The organism is Promicromonospora sukumoe, from assembly GCF_014137995.1.
GTDB classification, from domain to species: domain Bacteria; phylum Actinomycetota; class Actinomycetes; order Actinomycetales; family Cellulomonadaceae; genus Promicromonospora; species Promicromonospora sukumoe.
The window spans coordinates 1,678,240-1,696,008 of record NZ_JACGWV010000001.1 but is presented as its reverse complement, the minus strand read 5'-3'; the positions used below and the strand labels follow the sequence as shown (position 1 = coordinate 1,696,008).

Sequence of the window (17,769 nt, the reverse complement as noted above, 5' to 3'; positions counted from 1 at the left end):
TATGCAATCGAGGCCCCCGCCCGGGCACCCGACCCACACCACGTGTCAGACGTACAGGTCCCCCGAGGGACCTGTACGTCTGACACGGGCGCCGGGCCTGGGATCAGCGGCCGGCCGGGATGAGCTCGATGCGGTCCAGGTTCCAGTTCTGGTACGCGTCCTCGGGCAGGCTGATCCGGAGGGTGTGCGTGCCCTTGGTCAGCCGCTGCGTGACGCCGCTGGGCTGGAGCACCTGCTTGGCGTGGCTGGTCGTGTTCCGGACCGCGACCCGGCCGCTCGGCGCGCCGTCGTCGAAGGAGACGGTGTACGTCCCGGCGGGCGAGTACGGCGACGACGCGCGCACGGCGACCTCATAGGTACCGGTCTTCGGCACCTCGACGGAGTACGTGAGCCACTCGCCGCCGCGCATCCAGCCGAGGCTGACGGCGCCGTCCAGGTCCTGGATGTCCACGCCCTCCCCCGGGCGCATCTGCAGGTTGCTGCGGTTGGCAGGCTCGAGGTCGTGGTACCCGACCCCCTCGCCGGGCAGGAAGTCCTCGGCCTCGACCCGGACGGCGCCGCGCGGCAGCGGGTCGCCCTCGCCGGTGCGGAGCCAGCTCTCCAGCTTCTCGACGTCGTCGGTCTGGAAGATCGTGGTGTTGTAGCCCTCGACCAGCGCCTGCCAGCCGCGCAGCGGGTCGATGAGCGACGCCTCGTCCGTCATCCGCTCGGACAGGCCGTTCCACATCGTGTTGCTCCAGACGCGGCTCCCGCTCGCCACCCGGTCCAGGAACGGACGGCGCGCGACGGCGTCGGCCGTGCTGTCGAAGTTGACCTCGTAGGCCACGGGCTGGTCGTCGCCGAACTTATCGACGTCGGCCAGGTTCGCGTCGGTGACCATGTGCATGTAGACGGCGCCGCGGTGCGTGGCGCGGAACTCCTGCACCTGCTCGACGGGCGCGTCCGACTTGAACAGGCCGTTGCGGACCGTGCCGGTCTCGGTGAGCACGGCCCAGATCTCCTCGCGGAACGGCCAGCCCTTGTCGAGGTTGACCAGGCCGCGGTCCTTCGCCAGCCGCATCGCCTCGGCCAGGGTCGGCACGCCCTCGTCGGTGAGTGCGGCCTGCGCGCCGCCCAGCCCCTCGCGCAGCCGCAGGCCCTCGACCTGCTCCAGCGTCAGGCTGTCGACGCGGCCGGTGCCGTTCGTGGTGCGGTCCACGGTCGTGTCGTGCATCAGCACGGGCACGCCGTCGGCGGTGAGCTGGACGTCCAGCTCGACGATCTCCGCGCCGTCCTCGAACGCCGCCAGGATGGCCGGCTCGCTGTTCTCGGGCGCCGAGCGCCACTGCGCACGGTGCGCCGCGGTCAGGATCTTCGCGTCCGGGCCGTGGTCCAGCAGGTCGCGGTAGGCGCGTTCGGCGGGGGTGCGGCCCCCGTGCCCGGGGCCGCCGTGGCCGGCGTGCAGGGCGGACGACGACGCCGCGTCGACCGGGCCGGCGTCGACGGACGGGGCACCGGCCAGGGTGCCGGCCACGGAGGCGACGGCGCCGGACAGCACCAGGGCGGCCGTGGTGACGACGGCCCCGGCGCGGGTACGGATGCGTGAGTTCATGGGGGCGAGCCTGGTGCCGCAGCCGGCCGCCGGGGCGACGCGCACCCGACGGCCGGCTGAACACTCGCTGAACGCTGGGCCGGTCAGACCTCCCCGCACTCCACCCGCGCGTCGCCCCAGTCCGCGTGGTCGAAGTTCTTGCCGTCCGGCCCCTCGTCGGCGACCAGGCGCAGACGGCGCACGCCGGTGACGTCGACGTCGAGCGGCACCCCGCCGTCGTCGTTGGACAGGACCGGCGTCTCGGTGAGCAGCACGCCATCACCGTAGACGGCGAACCGCACTGAGCCGACGCCGGTGTCGCCCGGCTTGTCGAGCACCTCGTCGTCGATCCCGACGACGGCGGTGAACGCCGTGCAGGCGCCGCCCAGCCAGGCGGTCACCGAGCCGGTGGCGTGCATGCCGATGCCCTTGGCGTAGGTGACGCCCGCGATCCGCAGCGGGTTGCCGTCGCCGCCCGCGGCCTCGCCGTTGGACCGGTCGCGCTCGACCGGGCCGTAGCCGTTCGACTGCTCGGTCCACTCCAGGTCGGAGACGTACGGGCTGCCCGTCGGGGCGGGCGGCGTGACCCACAGGGTCGCCTGGCTCGCGGCGACGTACTCGCCGCGACCGGTCGCGCCGCCCCCGGTCGCACCACCGGCCCGGTAGTCCACGTCGACGGGCACCTCGTACGTGCCCGGGGCGCCGTCGGCCGGCACGCTGACCTGCCAGGTGAAGCGCGCGGTCTGCCCGGCGGCGAGCCGCGCCACGGTGCGGGCGCCCTGGTCGGTGGTCCACCCCGCGGGCAGGTCCGGCGTCAGGCGCACGCGCGTGACGGCGCGGTCCGCGACGGTGAACGCGGCCGTCACCTCCACGGTGCTGCCGGGCGCGACGTCGGCCTCGACCGGGTCGACCGTGATCGCGGCGTCCGGCCGCGCCTCGAGCGGCTCCAGGCAGGACTCCCGTCCGCCCGTCGCGGCGCACACGACCGCCACGAAGCCGCCGTTCTCCGCCGTCGGCACCCGCAGCGTGTCCCGCGTCGTGGTGCGGACCGTGGAGTGCACGGTGGCCGACCCGTCGTCGCCGTCGTCGGTCAGCAGGTCGACCACCACCTTGGAACCGCGCGCGAGGCCCTCCAGCGGGAGGCGCAGCGGGTCGCCGGAGCCGGCCCGCATGCCGCCCACGAACCACCGGTCGCCGGACCGCCGAGCGAGCACCGCGTCCTGGCCCGGCGTGCCGCTGAGCAGCCGCACCTCGTCCCAGGTCGTGGGCAGGTTCCGCAGGAACGGCAGCGCGTTGGGCTCGTCGTCGTACCCCTCGGGCTTGTCCGAGATGTGCTGCCAGCCCGACTCGTAGACGACGCCCATCGCGGCCTGCTGCGCCTTGGACGTGCGGTCGTTGTCGCGGGAGAACACCACGGGCGTGAAGTCCATCGACCCGACGACGCCGCGCGTGAACGGCACGATGAGGCTGCGCTCGGGGCTGATCCCGTTCTCCATGCCGCGCACGGCCTCGTAGCTCATGATGTGCGGCCACGTGCGCTGCAGGCCCGTGGGCAGGGCCGCGCCGTGGAAGTTGATCATCAACTCGTACCTGGCGGTGTCGCGCGCCACGTCGTCGTACCACCGGTGGATCTCCTGCGAGTCGGAGTCCATGAAGTCGACCTTGATGCCGCTCACGCCCCACGACTTCAGGCGCGGCAGCCACTCGTCGCGCTGCTCCTGCGTGCGCAGGTCGCGGCTGTGGAACCAGACGATGACGTCGACGCCGCGGGTGTGCGCGTAGCGGACCGTGCGCGGCACCCAGCTCGCGTCCCAGCCCTCGTCCAGCAGCACGTACTCCCAGCCGTTGCGCGCGGACAGGTCCACGAAGTCGCGCTGGCGCGCCTCGTCACGCGGGCTGCCCGCGTCCGTCAGCCAGCTCCAGCTCGACCGGCCCACCCTGATCCAGTCCGCCTCCGGGTCCAGGGCGGCGGGCGTGGCCAGGTCGTCCACCAGCGTGGAGCCGACGACGCCGGGCAGGTCCCCGACGACCGCGACCCGCCACGGGGTCGACAGGTCGCCCGTCGTGGTCACGGGGCGCCCCTCGAAGAGCTCGACGTCGTAGCGCAGCGAGCCGGGCTCGTGGGCCAGGTGCGTGCCGGAGTAGTCGCCGTGCAGGTCGGCCTCCGTGACCAGCGCGTACGTGTCGCCCTGGCCGAACAGCACCGGGTACCCGACGCTGCCGGAGCCGTTGCCCGCCGCCGCGGTCGTGGTGCTCCACTCGGCCTCGTAGTTGACGGCGTAGGAGCGCTGCATCCACGCCGGCCCGTCCGCGGCCGGCTCCCACGCGCCCGACTCGTCGTCGACCCGGTGCTCGCCCGGTCCGTCGACGAGGTAGCGGTAGGCGACGCCGTCGTCGGCCACCCGGACCGCGATGCGCAGGCGGCCGCCGGCCGCGCCGTCGAACGTGAACACCGACTCGCGGTGCGTATAGGCCCGGCGCTCACGCTTGCCCGTGGACATGGCGTAGGCGTCGCGGACCGTGCGGTCGCTGCGGCCGGCGAAGGTGAGGCCGGTGGTCAGGTCGCCGTCGCTGCCCCGCAGCCCGAGGCGCGTGGCCGAGAGCACCGTGCCGCCGTCGGACCGCACGTCGAGCGCGACCTGACCGGCCTCGTCCAGGCGCAGCAGCCCGTCCAGGTGCGAGCCGCGCGGGCCGTCCACGCGCCATTCCGACGCCGCCGCACCTGACCCGCCCGGTCCGCCACCCGGCCCGGTGCCCGCCGGGGCCGCGCTGGCGGTGCCCGCGACCACCAGCCCGCTCGCGACGAGCGCGAGGACTGACACCGCTGTCACCAGATGAAGGGCAGGACGGAACGCTGGTACGAGCTGCACGAGGTCTCCCTTGACGTCGAGTGCGCTGCTTCGGATGCGGTTGTGTGGTGGTGCGGCTGCGTCGTGCTGCGGCTTCGGAGCACGGCGGCCGGTGCGCCGCCCAGCAGGCTAGGCGGCGCACCGGACCAGGTCAACAGGCGTTCCCGCCCCTGGTGGGTGGGCCTGACGGCGAACCGACCGGCGAACCTACCGGCGGCCTACCGCCGGATCTGCCAGTGCCCCGGCCGCAGATCGAGGCGGCGCAGGAGCTGGGCGTTGAGCGCGACCACCACGGTCGAGAGCGACATGAGCACCGCCCCCGCGGACATCGGCATCACGAAGCCGACCGGCGCCAGCACCCCGGCGGCCAGCGGCACCGAGATGAGGTTGTACCCGGCGGCCCACCACAGGTTCTGCTTCATCTTGCGGTAGCTCGCCCGCGACAGATCGATCACCGAGAGCACGGACCGCGGGTCGTCGCTGGCGAGGATCACGCCCGCCGAGGCGATGGCGACGTCGGTGCCGGCGCCGATCGCGATGCCGACGTCGGCCTCGGCGAGCGCGGGGGCGTCGTTGACGCCGTCGCCGACCATCGCGACCTTGCGCCCCTCGGCCTGGAGCTCCGCGACCTTGGCCGACTTGTCCCCCGGCCGGACGCCGGCGAAGTACCGGTCGACGCCGAGCTCGTCGGCGACGGACCGGGCCACGGCCTCGGCGTCGCCCGTGATCATGACGACCTGGACGCCCCGGTCGTGCAGCGCCCGGACGGCCGCCGGGGACTCGCGCCGCACCTCGTCGGCGAGCTTGATCGCGCCGGCCACGACGCCGTCGCGCAGGACGTGCAGGATGATCGCGCCGTCCTGCCGCCAGGCGTCGACGGCGTCCAGCTCGTCCTGGCCGTGCTCCTCCAGCAGGCGCGGGCCGCCGACCCGGATCTCGTGCCCGTCGACGGTCGCCGTGACGCCGACGGCGGGCGACGACTCGAAGCCCGTGGCCCGCGGGACCGTCAGCCCGCGCTCCTGCGCCGCGCGGACGATCGCCCGGGCCAGCGGGTGCTCGCTGTCCTGCTCGGCGGCGGCCGCGAGCGCCAGGAGCATGTCGGTCTGTGTGCCTCCCGCGTCGGTGTCGTCCTGGCCCGGGTCACGGGCGGACCGCACCTCGGCGACGGTGGGCTCGCCCTTGGTGAGGGTGCCGGTCTTGTCGAACAGCACGGTGTCGACGGTGCGCATGCTCTCCAGCGCGAGGCGGTCCTTGACGAGCACGCCGCCGCGGGCGGCCCGCTCGGTGGCGATCGAGACGACGAGCGGGATCGCGAGGCCCAGCGCGTGGGGGCAGGCGATCACGAGGACGGTCACGGTGCGGATCACGGCGTCGTCGGGCAGGCCGAGCAGGGTCCAGACGACGGCGGTGATCGCGGCCGCGCCCAGCGCGAACCAGAACAGCCAGCCCGCGGCGACGTCGGCGAGGCGCTGCGCCCGCGACGACGACGCCTGCGCGTCGGCGACCAGCCGCTGGATACCGGCCAGGGCGGTGTCGTCGCCGGTGGCGGTGACCTCGACGCGCAGGCCGGAGTCGGTGGCGACGGTCCCCGCGGTCACGGGCTCGCCCGGGCCGCGCGGCACGGTGCGCGACTCCCCCGTCACCATGGACTCGTCCATCTCCGCCCGGCCGTCGACGACGCGGCCGTCGGCCGGGACGCTCCCGCCCGGCCGCACCACGACGACGTCGCCGACCACGAGGTCGCCCGGCGCGACCGTGACGACCAGGTCGCCCTCGACCCGCTCGGCCTCGTCGGGCAGCAGGGCCGCGAGGGAGTCCAGGGCCGACGTCGTCTGCGCGAGCGAGCGCATCTCGATCCAGTGGCCCAGCAGCATGATGACGATCAGGAGCGCCAGCTCCCACCAGAAGTCGAGCTGGTGGTCGAGCAGGCCCAGGCTCGCGCCCATCGAGGCGACGAACGCGACGGTGATCGCGAGCCCGATGAGCAACATCATCCCGGGCTTGCGGGACCGCAGCTCGCTGACGGCGCCGGTCAGGAACGGCGAGCCGCCCCACACGTACATGACGGTGCCGAGCACCGGCGGGATCGCCGTGACCCAGGCGGCGTCGGGCAGGTCGTAGCCGAGGATCATCGCGAACATGCCGGAGAACGCGACGACCGGCACGGCGAGCACCAGCATGATCCAGAACAGCCGTCGGAACTGGCCGACATGGTCGCCGTGACCCGCGTGCCCGCCGTGGCCCGCGTGGCCCGCGTGGCTCTCGTGGCCGGTGTGTTCGACGTGCGCGGCGTGCGCGACATCGTGCGACGCGTCGTCGGCGTGGCCCGTGTGGCCGGCGTGGTCTTCGTGCGACGGCGCCGGGTGCGCGTGACCCTGGTGGAGGTCGGGACCGGGCGCAGCGGTGTGTCCGGAGGTGTGCTGGTGTGGCTCGTTCATGGATCGCTCCTGGGTTGAGCAGAGCATGCCCCGTGGGGCGGCAGTACTCCATATATACCCCTAGGGGGTATCAACGTCAACCGGGAACCCAGGTCGTCCGTGACCCACGCGCCCAGGTGGCAGGCATACGAATTCGAGGTGTGTTGCTCCACGTAGACAATGTCCACGCAGAGCAACACACCTCGAATTCGTACAGTTACCCGGGCCCGGATCTCGACCGTCGCACTCCCCGACTCAGTCTCAAGTCGAGGTTGAAGGTTCACCCGGGTCCCGACCTCAGGTCGAGGTTGAGACTCCGTGCAACACCGCAGGTCAGCGCCGCAGGCCAGGGCCCAAGACCGCCTACACGTCCACGTGGGACCCGAGCAGCACCGTCCGGTCGCGGGGCAGGGCGAAGTGCTCGGCGGCGTCGGCGGTGATGTGCGACGTCGCGATGAACAGACGCCTGCGCCAGGCCGCCATGCCGGGCTCGTCGCCGAGCTGCAGCTCGATGCGCGACAGGAAGTAGGTGGCGTTGTCGAGGTCGAGGCGCCCCTCGGTGTCCTCGGGCGCGAGCTGGGCGAGCGCCCACGGCACGTCGGGCCGCTCGTCGTACCCGAAGCGCACGGTCAGGTGCGTGATGCCGTCGTCGCTCTCGCCGAGGTGCTCGATGGTCACGCGGTCCTCGTCGGCGAGCCGGGGCACGATGGCCGTCTCCACGGCCACCACCGCCACCTGCTCGTGGCGCACGTGGTTGTGCTCGACGTTGGCCCGCAGGGCCAGCGGCGCCGTCTGGCTCGCGCGGTTCAGGAAGATCGCGGTGCCGCGGACCACCTGCACCGGCGCTGTCCCGGTGCGCAGCTTCTCCACGAACTCGCGCAGCGGGCCCTCCATGGCCTCGCGCTTGGCCGTGACGATCTCGCGGCCCCGCTGCCACGTCGTCATGACGGTGAAGGCGGTGATGGCGATGAAGAGGGTGAGCCAGGCGCCGTGCACGAGCTTGGTCAGGTTTGCCGCGACGAACAGCAGGTCGACGGTGAGCAGCACGGCGGCCGTCGAGGCGAGCGCCCAGCGCGGCACGTTCCAGGTCTTCCACGCGACGTAGAAGAACAGGACGGTCGTGATCGTGATGGTGCCGGTGACCGCCATGCCGAAGGCGTACGCGAGCGAGGCGGAGTTGCGGAACGCGAAGACGAGCGTGAGCACCGAGACCATGAGCACCCAGTTGATGAACGGCACGTAGATCTGGCCGCGCTCCGACCGCGAGGTGTGCAGGATGCGCAGGCGAGGCAGGTAGCCGAGCTGCGCGGCCTGTGCGGTCACGGAGAACGCGCCGGTGATGACGGCCTGGGACGCGATCACCGTGGCGGCGGTCGCCAGGACCACCATGGGGATCAGGGCCCATTCGGGGGTGAGCAGGAAGAACGGGGCCGACACGTTCGCGCGGTCCTGGAGGATCAGCGCGCCCTGGCCCAGGTAGCTCAGCGCGCAGGCCGGGAGCACCAGGAAGATCCAGCCCACGGAGATCGGCCTGCGGCCGAAGTGCCCCATGTCGGCGTACAGGGCCTCGGCGCCGGTCACGGACAGCACGATCGCGGCCAGCGCGAAGAACGCCAGGTCGAAGTGCCCCGCCAGGAAGCCGATCGCGTACGTGGGCGAGAGCGCGCGCAGGATGCCGGGCTCGTTCGCCACGCCCCAGATGCCGCACGCCCCGATCGCGGTGAACCACGCGATCATCACGGGGCCGAACAGCCGCCCCACGGCCGCCGTGCCGAACTTCTGGGCGGCGAAGAGCAGCACGATGATCACGGCGGTGACCGGGACGATCCAGCCCTCGAACTCGGGGTTGATGATCTTGAGGCCCTCGACCGCGGAGAGCACGGAGATGGCCGGCGTGATCATGCTGTCGCCCAGGAACAGCGCGGCGCCGAACAGCCCGAGCCCCGCGAGCGTCATGGCGGTACGCGTCGACCCGTTCTTCGCCCACCGGCGCAGCAGGGTGATGAGCGCCATGATGCCGCCCTCGCCGTCGTTGTCCACCCGCATCGCCAGCAGCACGTACGTGATGGTGACGATGAGCATCACCGACCAGAAGATCAGCGAGACGACGCCGTAGACGTTCTCCGTGGTGGCCGGCACGGGGTGCGGGTCCTCCGGGTTGAAGACCGTCTGGAGGGTGTAGATCGGGCTGGTCCCGATGTCGCCGAACACGACGCCGAGCGCGCCGACGACGACGGCGAGCCGCAGGACGTCAGCGGGCCGCGACACCAGGCCGGGCGGGCGAAGAGCAGTAGTCACCCGTGGAACCTAAGGCGCATCCGCCGCGCCCGGCGCGGCATTGACGGTTTCTTAACGCCCCGCGCGTCACACCCGGGCGCCGGGCCCGACGTCGGCCCGGGCCCGCGGCGCGGCAGGTCAGTCGAGCGGCGACAGGAGCTCACGGAACTCGCCCGGACTGGTGTGCAGCCCCCAGATGCGCTCGGCGACGGCGTCGTGCCCGCGCTCGGGGTCGTCGCCCTGGATGGCGCCGGGGATCACGAGCTGGACCGCCCGGATGCCCGCGGGCTCCAGCGCCTCGTGCAGCATCTGCACGTAGGCGCTCTCCCCCGCGAACCCGATGGACGTGCCCGCGTACTGCGTGCGCGGGCGGACCGACGTCCCGCCGTTGACGAACACGAGCGTGCCCGCGCCCGCCTCCCGCATGCCGGGCAGCACCGCGTTCACGGCGGCCACCGGCCCGAGCACGGAGAACCGGACGGCCTCCAGGATGTCGGCCGGGGGCGTCTCGGTCACGGGCCGCAGGTAGTGCCGCGCCGGGAGCGGGCTGTACTGGAGCACGGAGACCGGCCCCAGGTCGGCGGCCGCGGCCTCCAGGGCCGCGGTCAGGGCGTCGGCGTCGAGCACGTCGGCCGCGTAGCCCCGCGCGGTGACGCCGTCGTCCGCGAGCTCGGCGGCGAGCGCGTCGACCTTGTCCTGGCTGCGGGAGACCAGCGCGACGGCGAAGCCCTCGCGTCCGAAACGCTGCGCGACGGCGCGGCCGACGCCGGGGCCGGCGCCGATGATGGCGATGGTGGGCATGCGACGAGTCCTCTCGTAGGTGTCACTCGAAGGTGTCACCTCGACGCTACGTCCGCTCCCGGGTCCCCGGCAGGTTCTGCCAGGGACCCCCTCGTCAGCGCTCGTTCAGGATCAGCGCTCGTTCGGGATGAGCCGCCACGCGACGACGGCGGCGATCGCGACCAGCACGGCCGCGACCACGCACGTCGTCTGCAGGGAGGCGACGAACGCCTCGCGCGCCGCGTCCAGGACGGCCGTCTCGACGGCGGCCGCCTGGTCGCCCGCGACGGCGACCGCGGAGGCGAGCGAGTCGCCCGCCTGGGCGGCGGCGTCGGCCGGCAGCCCGGCGGGCAGCGCGACGCGCGCCTGGTAACCCAGGGTGACCAGCGACCCGAGCACGGCGACGCCCAGCGCGACGCCGAGCTCGTAGGCCGTCTCGGAGATCGCCGAGGCCCCGCCCGCCTTGGCCGGCGGGACGGCGGAGACCACGGCGTCCGTCGTCAGGGTCATCGCGAGCCCCACGCCGAGACCGGCAGGGACGAGGGCGAGCCCGAGCCACACGTAGTGCTCGGCGCCCTCCGCGACCGCGATGCCGACCATGCCCAGCGCCGTGACCGCGAGCCCGAGCGCGATCGCGCGCCCCCGGCCGAACTTACGCAGCGACCAGCCGACCACCACGACGACGGCGATGGACGCGACCGTGGCGGGCAGCTCGGCGATGCCGGCGACCAGCGGGGAGAACCCGCGCACGAGCTGCAGGTACTGCGAGAAGAAGAACAGCATGCCGGTCAGCGCGAAGATCGCGATGAGGTTGGCCGCCACCGCGCCGCTGAACGCCGGCACCTTGAACAGGCCGACGTCGAGCAGCGGGCCGCGCCCGTCGGCCGCGAGGCGGTTCTGCCGCCGCACGAACCAGACGCCGGAGGCGACCGCGAGCGCCAGAACGCCGACGGCGAGCGCGTCGACGCCCTCGGACGCGGCGTGCTTGATGGACCAGACCAGCGGCATCACGGCGGCGAACGACAGCAGCACGGAGAGCAGGTCGAGGCGGCCGGGGTGCGGGTCCTTGGCCTCGGGCAGCAGCACCGCGCCGGCCACGACGAGGACCAGCACGACGGGCACGTTGACGAGGAAGACGGAGCCCCACCAGAAGTGCTCCAGCAGCAGGCCGCCGACCAGCGGCCCGACCGCGGCGCCACCGCCGGCCGCCGCGGACCACACCGCGATGGCGCGGCTGCGCTCGGCGGCGTCGGGGAACAGCGTCCGGATGAGGGACAGCGTCGAGGGCATGATCGTGGCGCCCGCGACGCCGAGCAGCAGCCGCGCGGCGATGAGGGTCTCCGCGTCGGGCGCGAACGCCGCCAGCACCGAGGCCGCGCCGAACGCCGTCGCGCCGATGAGCAGCAGCTTCTTGCGCCCGATCCGGTCCGCGAGGGTGCCCATGGTGACCAGGAGCCCGGCGATGGCGAGCGAGTAGATGTCGCCGATCCACAGCACCTGGGTGGCGGTGGGCGCGAGGTCGCGGGTCAGCGACGGGACGGCCAGGTACAGCACGGTGCCGTCGATCGCGAGCAGGCCGACGGCGAGCACGAGGACGGAGAGCGCGGCCCACCGGCGGCGCACGGAGAGAAGGGGAGCAGGTGCGGTCACCCGAGTAACTGTACCGTCTAGCCGGTACAGTTTTCTAGGACCAGGCGTGTGACGCGGCCTATAGTGCGGTGCGACGGGTGCGAGGGGGTGGGCGATGGGCAGGACGGCGGGCAGGAGCCCGGAGCAGACACGGGCGGTGATCCTGGAGGCGGCGAGCCGGCTGGTCCGCGAGCGCGGGGTGTCGGCCAGCCTCGACGACGTCGCGCGCCGGGCGGGCGTGTCCAAGGGCGGCCTGCTGTACCACTTCGCGAACAAGCACGACCTGCACCTCGCCCTGGCGACCGAGTGGCTGGAACGGTTCCGCACGGCGGTGCGCACTGCGATCCCGGCCGACGACGACGCCCCCGGCCGCCTCACCCGCGCCTACGTGCGCGCCTCGATCGACGGCGCGCTGGACGCCGCGGCCTCCCGGGACGCGCTGGTGGTGATCGCGCACCTGTCGAGCGTGGACGCCGTCATCGACCTGGCCCGCGCGGACGCGCGCCGCTGGAACGAGGAGCTGCGGGCGGACGGCCTGCCCGAGGACGTCCTGACGCTCGTGGTCGCGGCGGCGGACGGCGCGAGCGCGCAGCCCGCCTGGGGCGACGAGTCGACGCCGGAGCAACTGGCCCGGCTGCGGGAGCAGCTGCTCGCGCTGACTGTCATCGGCGGCTGACGGCGATCCTGCCAGCGCGGGCCCGGCCGGCGAGAGCCGGCGTCGTCAGCCCGCCGCGCTCCCCCGGTCGAACTGCTCCCGGCTGTCCCGGAGCTGCTGGCCGTGGTCCTGCGCCCAGTCGACGAAGCCGTGGGCGAGGTCCATGAGCTTCCAGCCGAGCGGCGTCAGCTCGTACTCGACGCGCGGCGGCACCTCGGCGTAGGCGGTCCGGGTGACCATGCCGTCGCGCACGAGGCCCCGCAGGGTCTTGCTGAGCATCCGGTGCGAGACCCCGGCGACGACGGCCTGGATCGTGGAGAAGCGCTGCGGACCGTCGGAGAGGGACGCCACGACCAGCAGGGTCCAGCGGTCGGCGACCTGGCCCATGAGGTCCCGGGTCAGCTCGTGCGTCTCGCTGTCGCAGGGCGAGTCCGGGCCCCCGGGCATCTTGGCGGTCAGGCTCTCCAGACGCGCTTCACGCGAGATCGGCGTCATGCCGCATTGCTTCCTCTCGGGTAACCGACGAACTGCAAAGTGCGTATTTGAAAGCTGGATTACCGGCTTCTCCGCACTGTTGTCTCACGTGGACCAACCAGACCGGTACCGCGTTCGTTCCCGCGACCGGGCAGGTCCACCGACAGCATTCCTCGACGCGAAGGACCAGCAATGCTCAAGATCGCCATCATCCTCGGCAGCACCCGCCCCGGCCGGAACGGCGAGGCCGTGGCCAAGTGGGTCTACGAGATCGCCTCGCAGCGCACGGACGCCGAGTTCGAGCTCGTCGACCTGGCGGACTACCCCCTGCCGCACCTCGACGAGCCGATGTCGCCGGCCATGGGGCAGTACGCCCACGACCACACCAAGGAGTGGGCCGCCAAGGTCGCCGAGTTCGACGGCTACGTGTTCGTGACGCCGGAGTACAACCACTCGACGTCGGGCGTGCTGAAGAACGCGCTGGACTTCGTCTACAACGAGTGGAACAACAAGGCCGCGGGCATCGTCTCGTACGGCGGTGTGGGCGGCGCCCGGGCCGCGGAGCACCTGCGCCTCATCCTCGCGGAGCTGCAGGTCGCGACCGTGCGCCAGCAGGTGGCGCTGTCGCTGATGACGGAGTTCGAGAACTACTCGGTCTTCAAGCCGGGCGAGCACCTGACCCCGGCCCTGAACACGCTCCTGGACCAGACGGTCGCGTGGTCGGGCGCCCTGGAGCCCCTGCACGCCTGACCCACCGCACAAACTGCCTCGTTGAGTGCGGGATATTCGCCCTTCTGGCCCGCTCAGAAGGGCGAATATCCCGCACTCAACGAGGGGGTCAGCGGCGGAACGTGCGCAGGCGCAGGCTGTTGCCGACCACGAAGACGCTCGAGAACGCCATCGCGGCACCGGCCAGCATCGGGTTGAGCAGGCCGAGCGCGGCCAGCGGGATCGCGGCGACGTTGTAGCCGAACGCCCAGAACAGGTTGGTCCGGATGGTGCCGAGCGTCCGGCGGGACAGCCGGATCGCGTCGGCGGCCGAGACCAGGTCGCCGCGCACCAGCGTGATGTCCGCGGCCTCGATCGCGGCGTCGGTGCCCGTGCCCATCGCCAGGCCCAGGTCGGCCTGCGCGAGCGCGGGGGCGTCGTTGACGCCGTCCCCGACCATCGCGACGACCCGCCCCTCGGCCTGGAGCCGAGCGACGACGTCGGCCTTGTCCTGGGGCATGACCTCGGCGATCACCTCGGTGATGCCCACCGCGGCGGCGACCTGGGCGGCCACGACGCGGTTGTCGCCGGTGAGCAGCACGGGCGTGAGCCCGAGGGCCACGAGCTGCCCGACGGCGTCGGCGCTGGTCGGCCGGACGGCGTCGGCCACGACCAGGATGCCGCGCGCCTGCCCGTCCCAGCCGACAGCGACCACGGTCCTACCCTCGCCCTCCGCGCGGGCCTTGCCCGCGGCGAGGTCCGCCGGCAGGTGCAGGGACCAGTCGGCGAGCAGGCTCTCCCGCCCGACGACGACGGCGTGCCCGTCGACGACGCCCTGCACGCCCTTGCCCTGGACGCTCTCGAACGACTCCGGGACCGGCAGGTCGCCGACCTCCTGCGTCGCGCCCTTGGCGACGGCCTGGGCCACGGGGTGCTCGGAGGCGTCCTCCAGGGCGCCCGCGAGCCGCAGCAGCTCCTCGCGCGTGGTGCCGTCGGCGGGAACCGCCTCCAGGAGGGTCATCCGGCCGGTCGTGACGGTGCCGGTCTTGTCGAGCACCACGGTGTCCACCTTGCGCGTGGACTCCAGCACCTCCGGCCCCTTGATGAGGATGCCGAGCTGGGCGCCGCGCCCGGTGCCCACCAGCAGCGCCGTCGGCGTGGCCAGGCCGAGCGCGCAGGGGCAGGCGATGATCAGCACCGCGACGGCGGCGGTCAGCCCGGCCGCTGCGGGGAACCCCGCGCCGAGCCAGAAGGCGAGGGTCGCGACCGCGACCGCGATGACCACCGGCACGAAGATCCCGGAGACCCGGTCGGCCAGCCGCTGGATCTCGGCCTTGCCGGACTGCGCGTCCTCGACCAGCCGGGCGATCCGCGCGAGCTGGGTGCCCGAGCCGACCTCCGTGGCGCGGACGACGAGGCGGCCGCCGGAGTTCACCGTCGCGCCGGCCACGGTGTCGCCGACGCCCACCTCGACCGGGACCGACTCCCCCGTGAGCAGCGACGCGTCGATCGCGGAGGAGCCGGCGACGACCACGCCGTCGGTCGCGACCTTCTCCCCCGGCCGCACGACGAACTCGTCGCCCACGCCCAGGCTCTCGACCGGGACCCGCGTCTCGGTGCCGTCCCGCAGCAGCGCGACGTCCTTGGCGCCGAGCTCCAGCAGCGCGCGCAGCGCGGCGCCCGCCCGCCGCTTGGACCGCTTCTCGAAGTACCGCCCGGCCAGCACGAACATCGTGACGCCGGTGGCGACCTCCAGGTAGATGTTGGCGGCGCCGTCCGACGGCGCGACGGTCAGCTCGAACCCGTGCGTCATCCCCGGCTCACCCGCCGTGCCGAAGAAGAGTGCGTACAGGGACCAGCCGAACCCGGCCAGTACGCCCAGCGAGACGAGCGTGTCCATGGTGGCGGCGCCGTGCCGCAGGTTGGTCCACGCCGCGTGGTGGAACGGCCAGGCCGCCCACAGCGCGACCGGGGCCGCCAGCGCGAGCGACGCCCACTGCCAGTACGTAAACTGCCAGGCCGGGACCATCGCGAGCGCGATCACCGGCACGGAGAGCACGACGGACGTGATCAGCCGGTCGCGCAGCGCGGCCAGCTCGCGGTCGCGCGGGTCGGCCGCGTCGCCGCCGTCGGCGGGCGCCTCCGGCGGCGCGGGCAGCGCCGCGGTGTAGCCGGTCTTCTCGACCTCGGCCACCAGCGCGTCCAGGTCGTACCCGGCGGGCGCGGTGACCTTCGCCTTCTCGGTGGCGTAGTTGACGCTGGCCGTCACGCCCTCCAGGCGGTTCAGCTTCTTCTCGATCCGCATGGCGCACGACGCGCAGGTCATCCCGCCGATCTCCAGGTCGACGGTCGTCACCTGCTCGTCCGCCCGGGCCGTGGTGCCCATCAGCCCCTCCCCTCGGTGTCCACGACGAAGCGCGCGGTGTGCACGTCCCCGTCGACCTTGAAGTCCAGGTACAGCAGGTAGCGGCCCGACGTCGGCGCCTCGGTCATGAACGTGACGTCCGGGCCGGACCGTGTGCCCGGCTCGGGCTCGTCGCCCTCGGGGTGCACGTGCAGGTAGGCCAGGTCGCCGTCGCGCAGCGCGACGAGGTGCCCGTAGGCGCCGAGGTACGGCTCCAGGCCGGTCACCGGTTCGCCGTCGCGCGTGACCGTCGCCGTGAGCGTCGACTCCGCGTCCGTGCTCAGGTCCCCCGTGAGCGTCGCGGTGTAGCCGCCGGTCGTGTCCGACGCCGAGACCGCCGCCGCCGGGCGCGGGTCCACCGGTCCGGCGACCTCGACGGCCCGGCTGAGCGTCACGTTCTCGCCCGACGCCGCGGGCACGAAATCGGTGAACACGCGGTAGGTGCCCGGCTCGGCCCAGGTCCAGGGGATCGACCAGACGCCGTCGGCCGACATCGTGGGGTGCACGTGCCGGAACCGCTCGCCGTCGGACCGCACCACGACCAGGTGCAGCTCCTTGTCGTGCTCGGTCTCGAACGCGGTCACCGCGGCGCCGTCGGCGTCGGTCACCGAGAACGAGAGCGTGCCGCGCTCCCCCACCTCGTCCGGGGCCGTGACCGGGCTCAGGAGCAGGCCGTCCTGCTCCAGCGCCAGGCCGCGGACCGATGCCGGGCCGGGGGCGCCGGAGCCGTGGGCGTCGGCGGCGCCGTCGGCGTCCGCCGCCTCGTCCTGCCCGTGCCCGCCGGCGTCGCCGGGCATCTCGGTGCCGTCCATCTCCATCGCGTCCGGCCCGGACCCGGCCTCGGCCGACGCCGACCAGGCGTCGACCGAGGCCTGCGGCACCACGGCGCCCGCGACGGCGAAGGTCACGGCGAACAGCGCCGCGAGCCCGCCGCCGTACAGCCCGAGCCGCTGGGGCGCGTTCATGAGACCCGCGCCGCCTCGTAACCCGCCTCGTCGACGGCGGCCAGGATCGCGGCCTCGTCCAGCACCGCGGCGCTGCGGACCACGAGCCGGCCGGTCGCCGCGCTCACGTCGACCTGCTCGACGCCGGGCAGGCGGCTCACCTCGCCGCGCACCGACGTCTCACAGTGCCCGCACGTCATCCCGGTCACCTGGTACTCGCTCGTCGCCATCGTCTTGCCTCTCGGATTGGTAGCGTGCTACCCCTAGGGGGTAACCGTATGCGCTTCACCATATACCCCTGCGGGGTATGCCGCGCAACGTCGAGCGCGGGCCCGGTGGCACTCTGAGCGCCGATTCCGCAACCAGACCCGCGCTCATCGACGACGCCCGACTCGGCGCCGGCCCGGCAGCCGAACGTAGGGGCCGTCGGCGGATGAGCCGCCATGAGCCGACGGCGCCTACGTTCGACGGCGCCGGCGTTCGGCAGGGCCCGACGCCGCCTGACCGCTACGGTGCAGGGATGTTCGAACTGCAGATCATCCCGGCCGCGATACTCGTGCTCCTGCTCCTGCTGTTCATCACGGTCAGCGGCAACATGAGCTCCCGGGCGAAGACGACCGAGCGCCTCGAGCGCAAGCTGGACATGGTGATCAAGCACCTCGGCATCGAGGGGCCGGCCGCCGAGGGCATCCCGCCGGAGGCCCTGGCCGAGATCGACCGGTGCATCTGGTCCGACCGGCGGATCGAGGCCATCAAGCTGTACCGGGAGGCCACCGGCCACGGTCTGCTGGAGGCGAAGGAATGGGTCGACCGCCGCGCGGCGTCCTACTGATCCTCCCCGCGACCAGAGCGGCTAAAGCGACCCGACCGCAGCCCCCACCCCCCTGACCTGGCCGTTCACCGCGCGAAAGAACCGTAATTCGGCGACAATTCACCTCCTCCATCGGTAGGGTGACGATCGCCGCGCCTGTGTCTGTGTCCGGGCGGGCTTTCTTTTGTGGAGTGATGATCAGGAGGACGCATGAGCTTTGCCTCACGCGTATTTGAGAACCGTCGGTCGGT

General features: G+C 73.0%; 13 protein-coding genes. 3 read left to right on the top strand and 10 right to left on the bottom strand.

Annotation, left to right across the window (positions count from 1 at the left end; all coding sequences use genetic code 11):
- Positions 1–103: 103 nt before the first annotated feature.
- The 6 genes from FHX71_RS07465 to FHX71_RS07440 form a co-directional block, all read right to left on the bottom strand.
- A complete protein-coding gene (locus FHX71_RS07465) occupies positions 104–1,591 on the bottom strand; it encodes a glycerophosphodiester phosphodiesterase family protein (RefSeq protein WP_220489550.1) in 1,488 nt (495 codons plus the stop codon).
- An 83-nt stretch (positions 1,592–1,674) separates the two neighbouring features.
- On the bottom strand, positions 1,675–4,401 hold the full coding sequence (locus tag FHX71_RS07460; RefSeq protein WP_312876956.1) for an NPCBM/NEW2 domain-containing protein: 2,727 nt from the start codon (positions 4,399–4,401) through the stop codon (positions 1,675–1,677).
- 236 nt (positions 4,402–4,637) lie between these two features.
- Positions 4,638–6,857, bottom strand: coding sequence for a heavy metal translocating P-type ATPase (locus FHX71_RS07455; protein WP_182615101.1), 2,220 nt, complete (start codon positions 6,855–6,857; stop codon positions 4,638–4,640).
- A gap of 342 nt (positions 6,858–7,199) precedes the next feature.
- On the bottom strand, positions 7,200–9,134 hold the full coding sequence (locus FHX71_RS07450) for a potassium transporter Kup (protein ID WP_312876955.1): 1,935 nt from the start codon (positions 9,132–9,134) through the stop codon (positions 7,200–7,202).
- A 117-nt stretch (positions 9,135–9,251) separates the two neighbouring features.
- On the bottom strand, positions 9,252–9,914 hold the full coding sequence (locus FHX71_RS07445; protein WP_182615100.1) for an SDR family NAD(P)-dependent oxidoreductase: 663 nt from the start codon (positions 9,912–9,914) through the stop codon (positions 9,252–9,254).
- Between the two features lie 111 nt (positions 9,915–10,025).
- Positions 10,026–11,543 (bottom strand): MFS transporter, encoded by a 1,518-nt coding sequence (locus tag FHX71_RS07440; protein WP_312876954.1) that lies wholly within the window; start codon positions 11,541–11,543, stop codon positions 10,026–10,028.
- A gap of 94 nt (positions 11,544–11,637) precedes the next feature.
- Between FHX71_RS07440 and FHX71_RS07435 the strand changes: the two genes are divergently transcribed.
- Positions 11,638–12,198, top strand: a complete 561-nt coding sequence (locus FHX71_RS07435; protein ID WP_182615099.1) for a TetR family transcriptional regulator — start codon at positions 11,638–11,640, stop codon at positions 12,196–12,198.
- A 45-nt stretch (positions 12,199–12,243) separates the two neighbouring features.
- On the opposite strand, the gene FHX71_RS07430 is transcribed toward FHX71_RS07435, so the two are convergent.
- Positions 12,244–12,672 carry a winged helix-turn-helix transcriptional regulator gene (locus FHX71_RS07430; RefSeq protein ID WP_182615098.1) on the bottom strand — a complete coding sequence of 143 codons (429 nt, stop codon included), beginning with the start codon at positions 12,670–12,672 and terminating at the stop codon, positions 12,244–12,246.
- A gap of 171 nt (positions 12,673–12,843) precedes the next feature.
- Here FHX71_RS07430 and FHX71_RS07425 point away from each other — a divergent pair, with 171 nt between their 5' ends.
- Positions 12,844–13,401 carry an NADPH-dependent FMN reductase gene (locus tag FHX71_RS07425; protein WP_182615097.1) on the top strand — a complete coding sequence of 186 codons (558 nt, stop codon included), beginning with the start codon at positions 12,844–12,846 and terminating at the stop codon, positions 13,399–13,401.
- An 88-nt stretch (positions 13,402–13,489) separates the two neighbouring features.
- On the opposite strand, the gene FHX71_RS07420 is transcribed toward FHX71_RS07425, so the two are convergent.
- The 3 genes from FHX71_RS07420 to FHX71_RS07410 are packed head-to-tail and all read right to left on the bottom strand — an operon-like array spanning position 13,490 to position 16,937.
- Positions 13,490–15,745, bottom strand: a complete 2,256-nt coding sequence (locus tag FHX71_RS07420; protein WP_182615096.1) for a heavy metal translocating P-type ATPase — start codon at positions 15,743–15,745, stop codon at positions 13,490–13,492.
- A complete protein-coding gene (locus tag FHX71_RS07415; RefSeq protein ID WP_182615095.1) occupies positions 15,745–16,728 on the bottom strand; it encodes a DUF8832 domain-containing protein in 984 nt (327 codons plus the stop codon). Before FHX71_RS07415 ends, FHX71_RS07420 begins: the two co-directional genes overlap by 1 nt.
- Entirely contained in the window at positions 16,725–16,937 is a 213-nt protein-coding gene (locus FHX71_RS07410; RefSeq protein ID WP_182615094.1) for a heavy-metal-associated domain-containing protein, read from the bottom strand. The genes FHX71_RS07415 and FHX71_RS07410 overlap by 4 nt, the downstream gene beginning before the upstream one ends.
- A 290-nt stretch (positions 16,938–17,227) precedes the next feature.
- On the opposite strand from FHX71_RS07410, the gene FHX71_RS07405 reads away from it, so the two are divergent.
- Positions 17,228–17,539 (top strand): hypothetical protein, encoded by a 312-nt coding sequence (locus FHX71_RS07405; RefSeq protein ID WP_182615093.1) that lies wholly within the window; start codon positions 17,228–17,230, stop codon positions 17,537–17,539.
- The last annotated feature ends 230 nt before the right edge of the window (positions 17,540–17,769 follow it).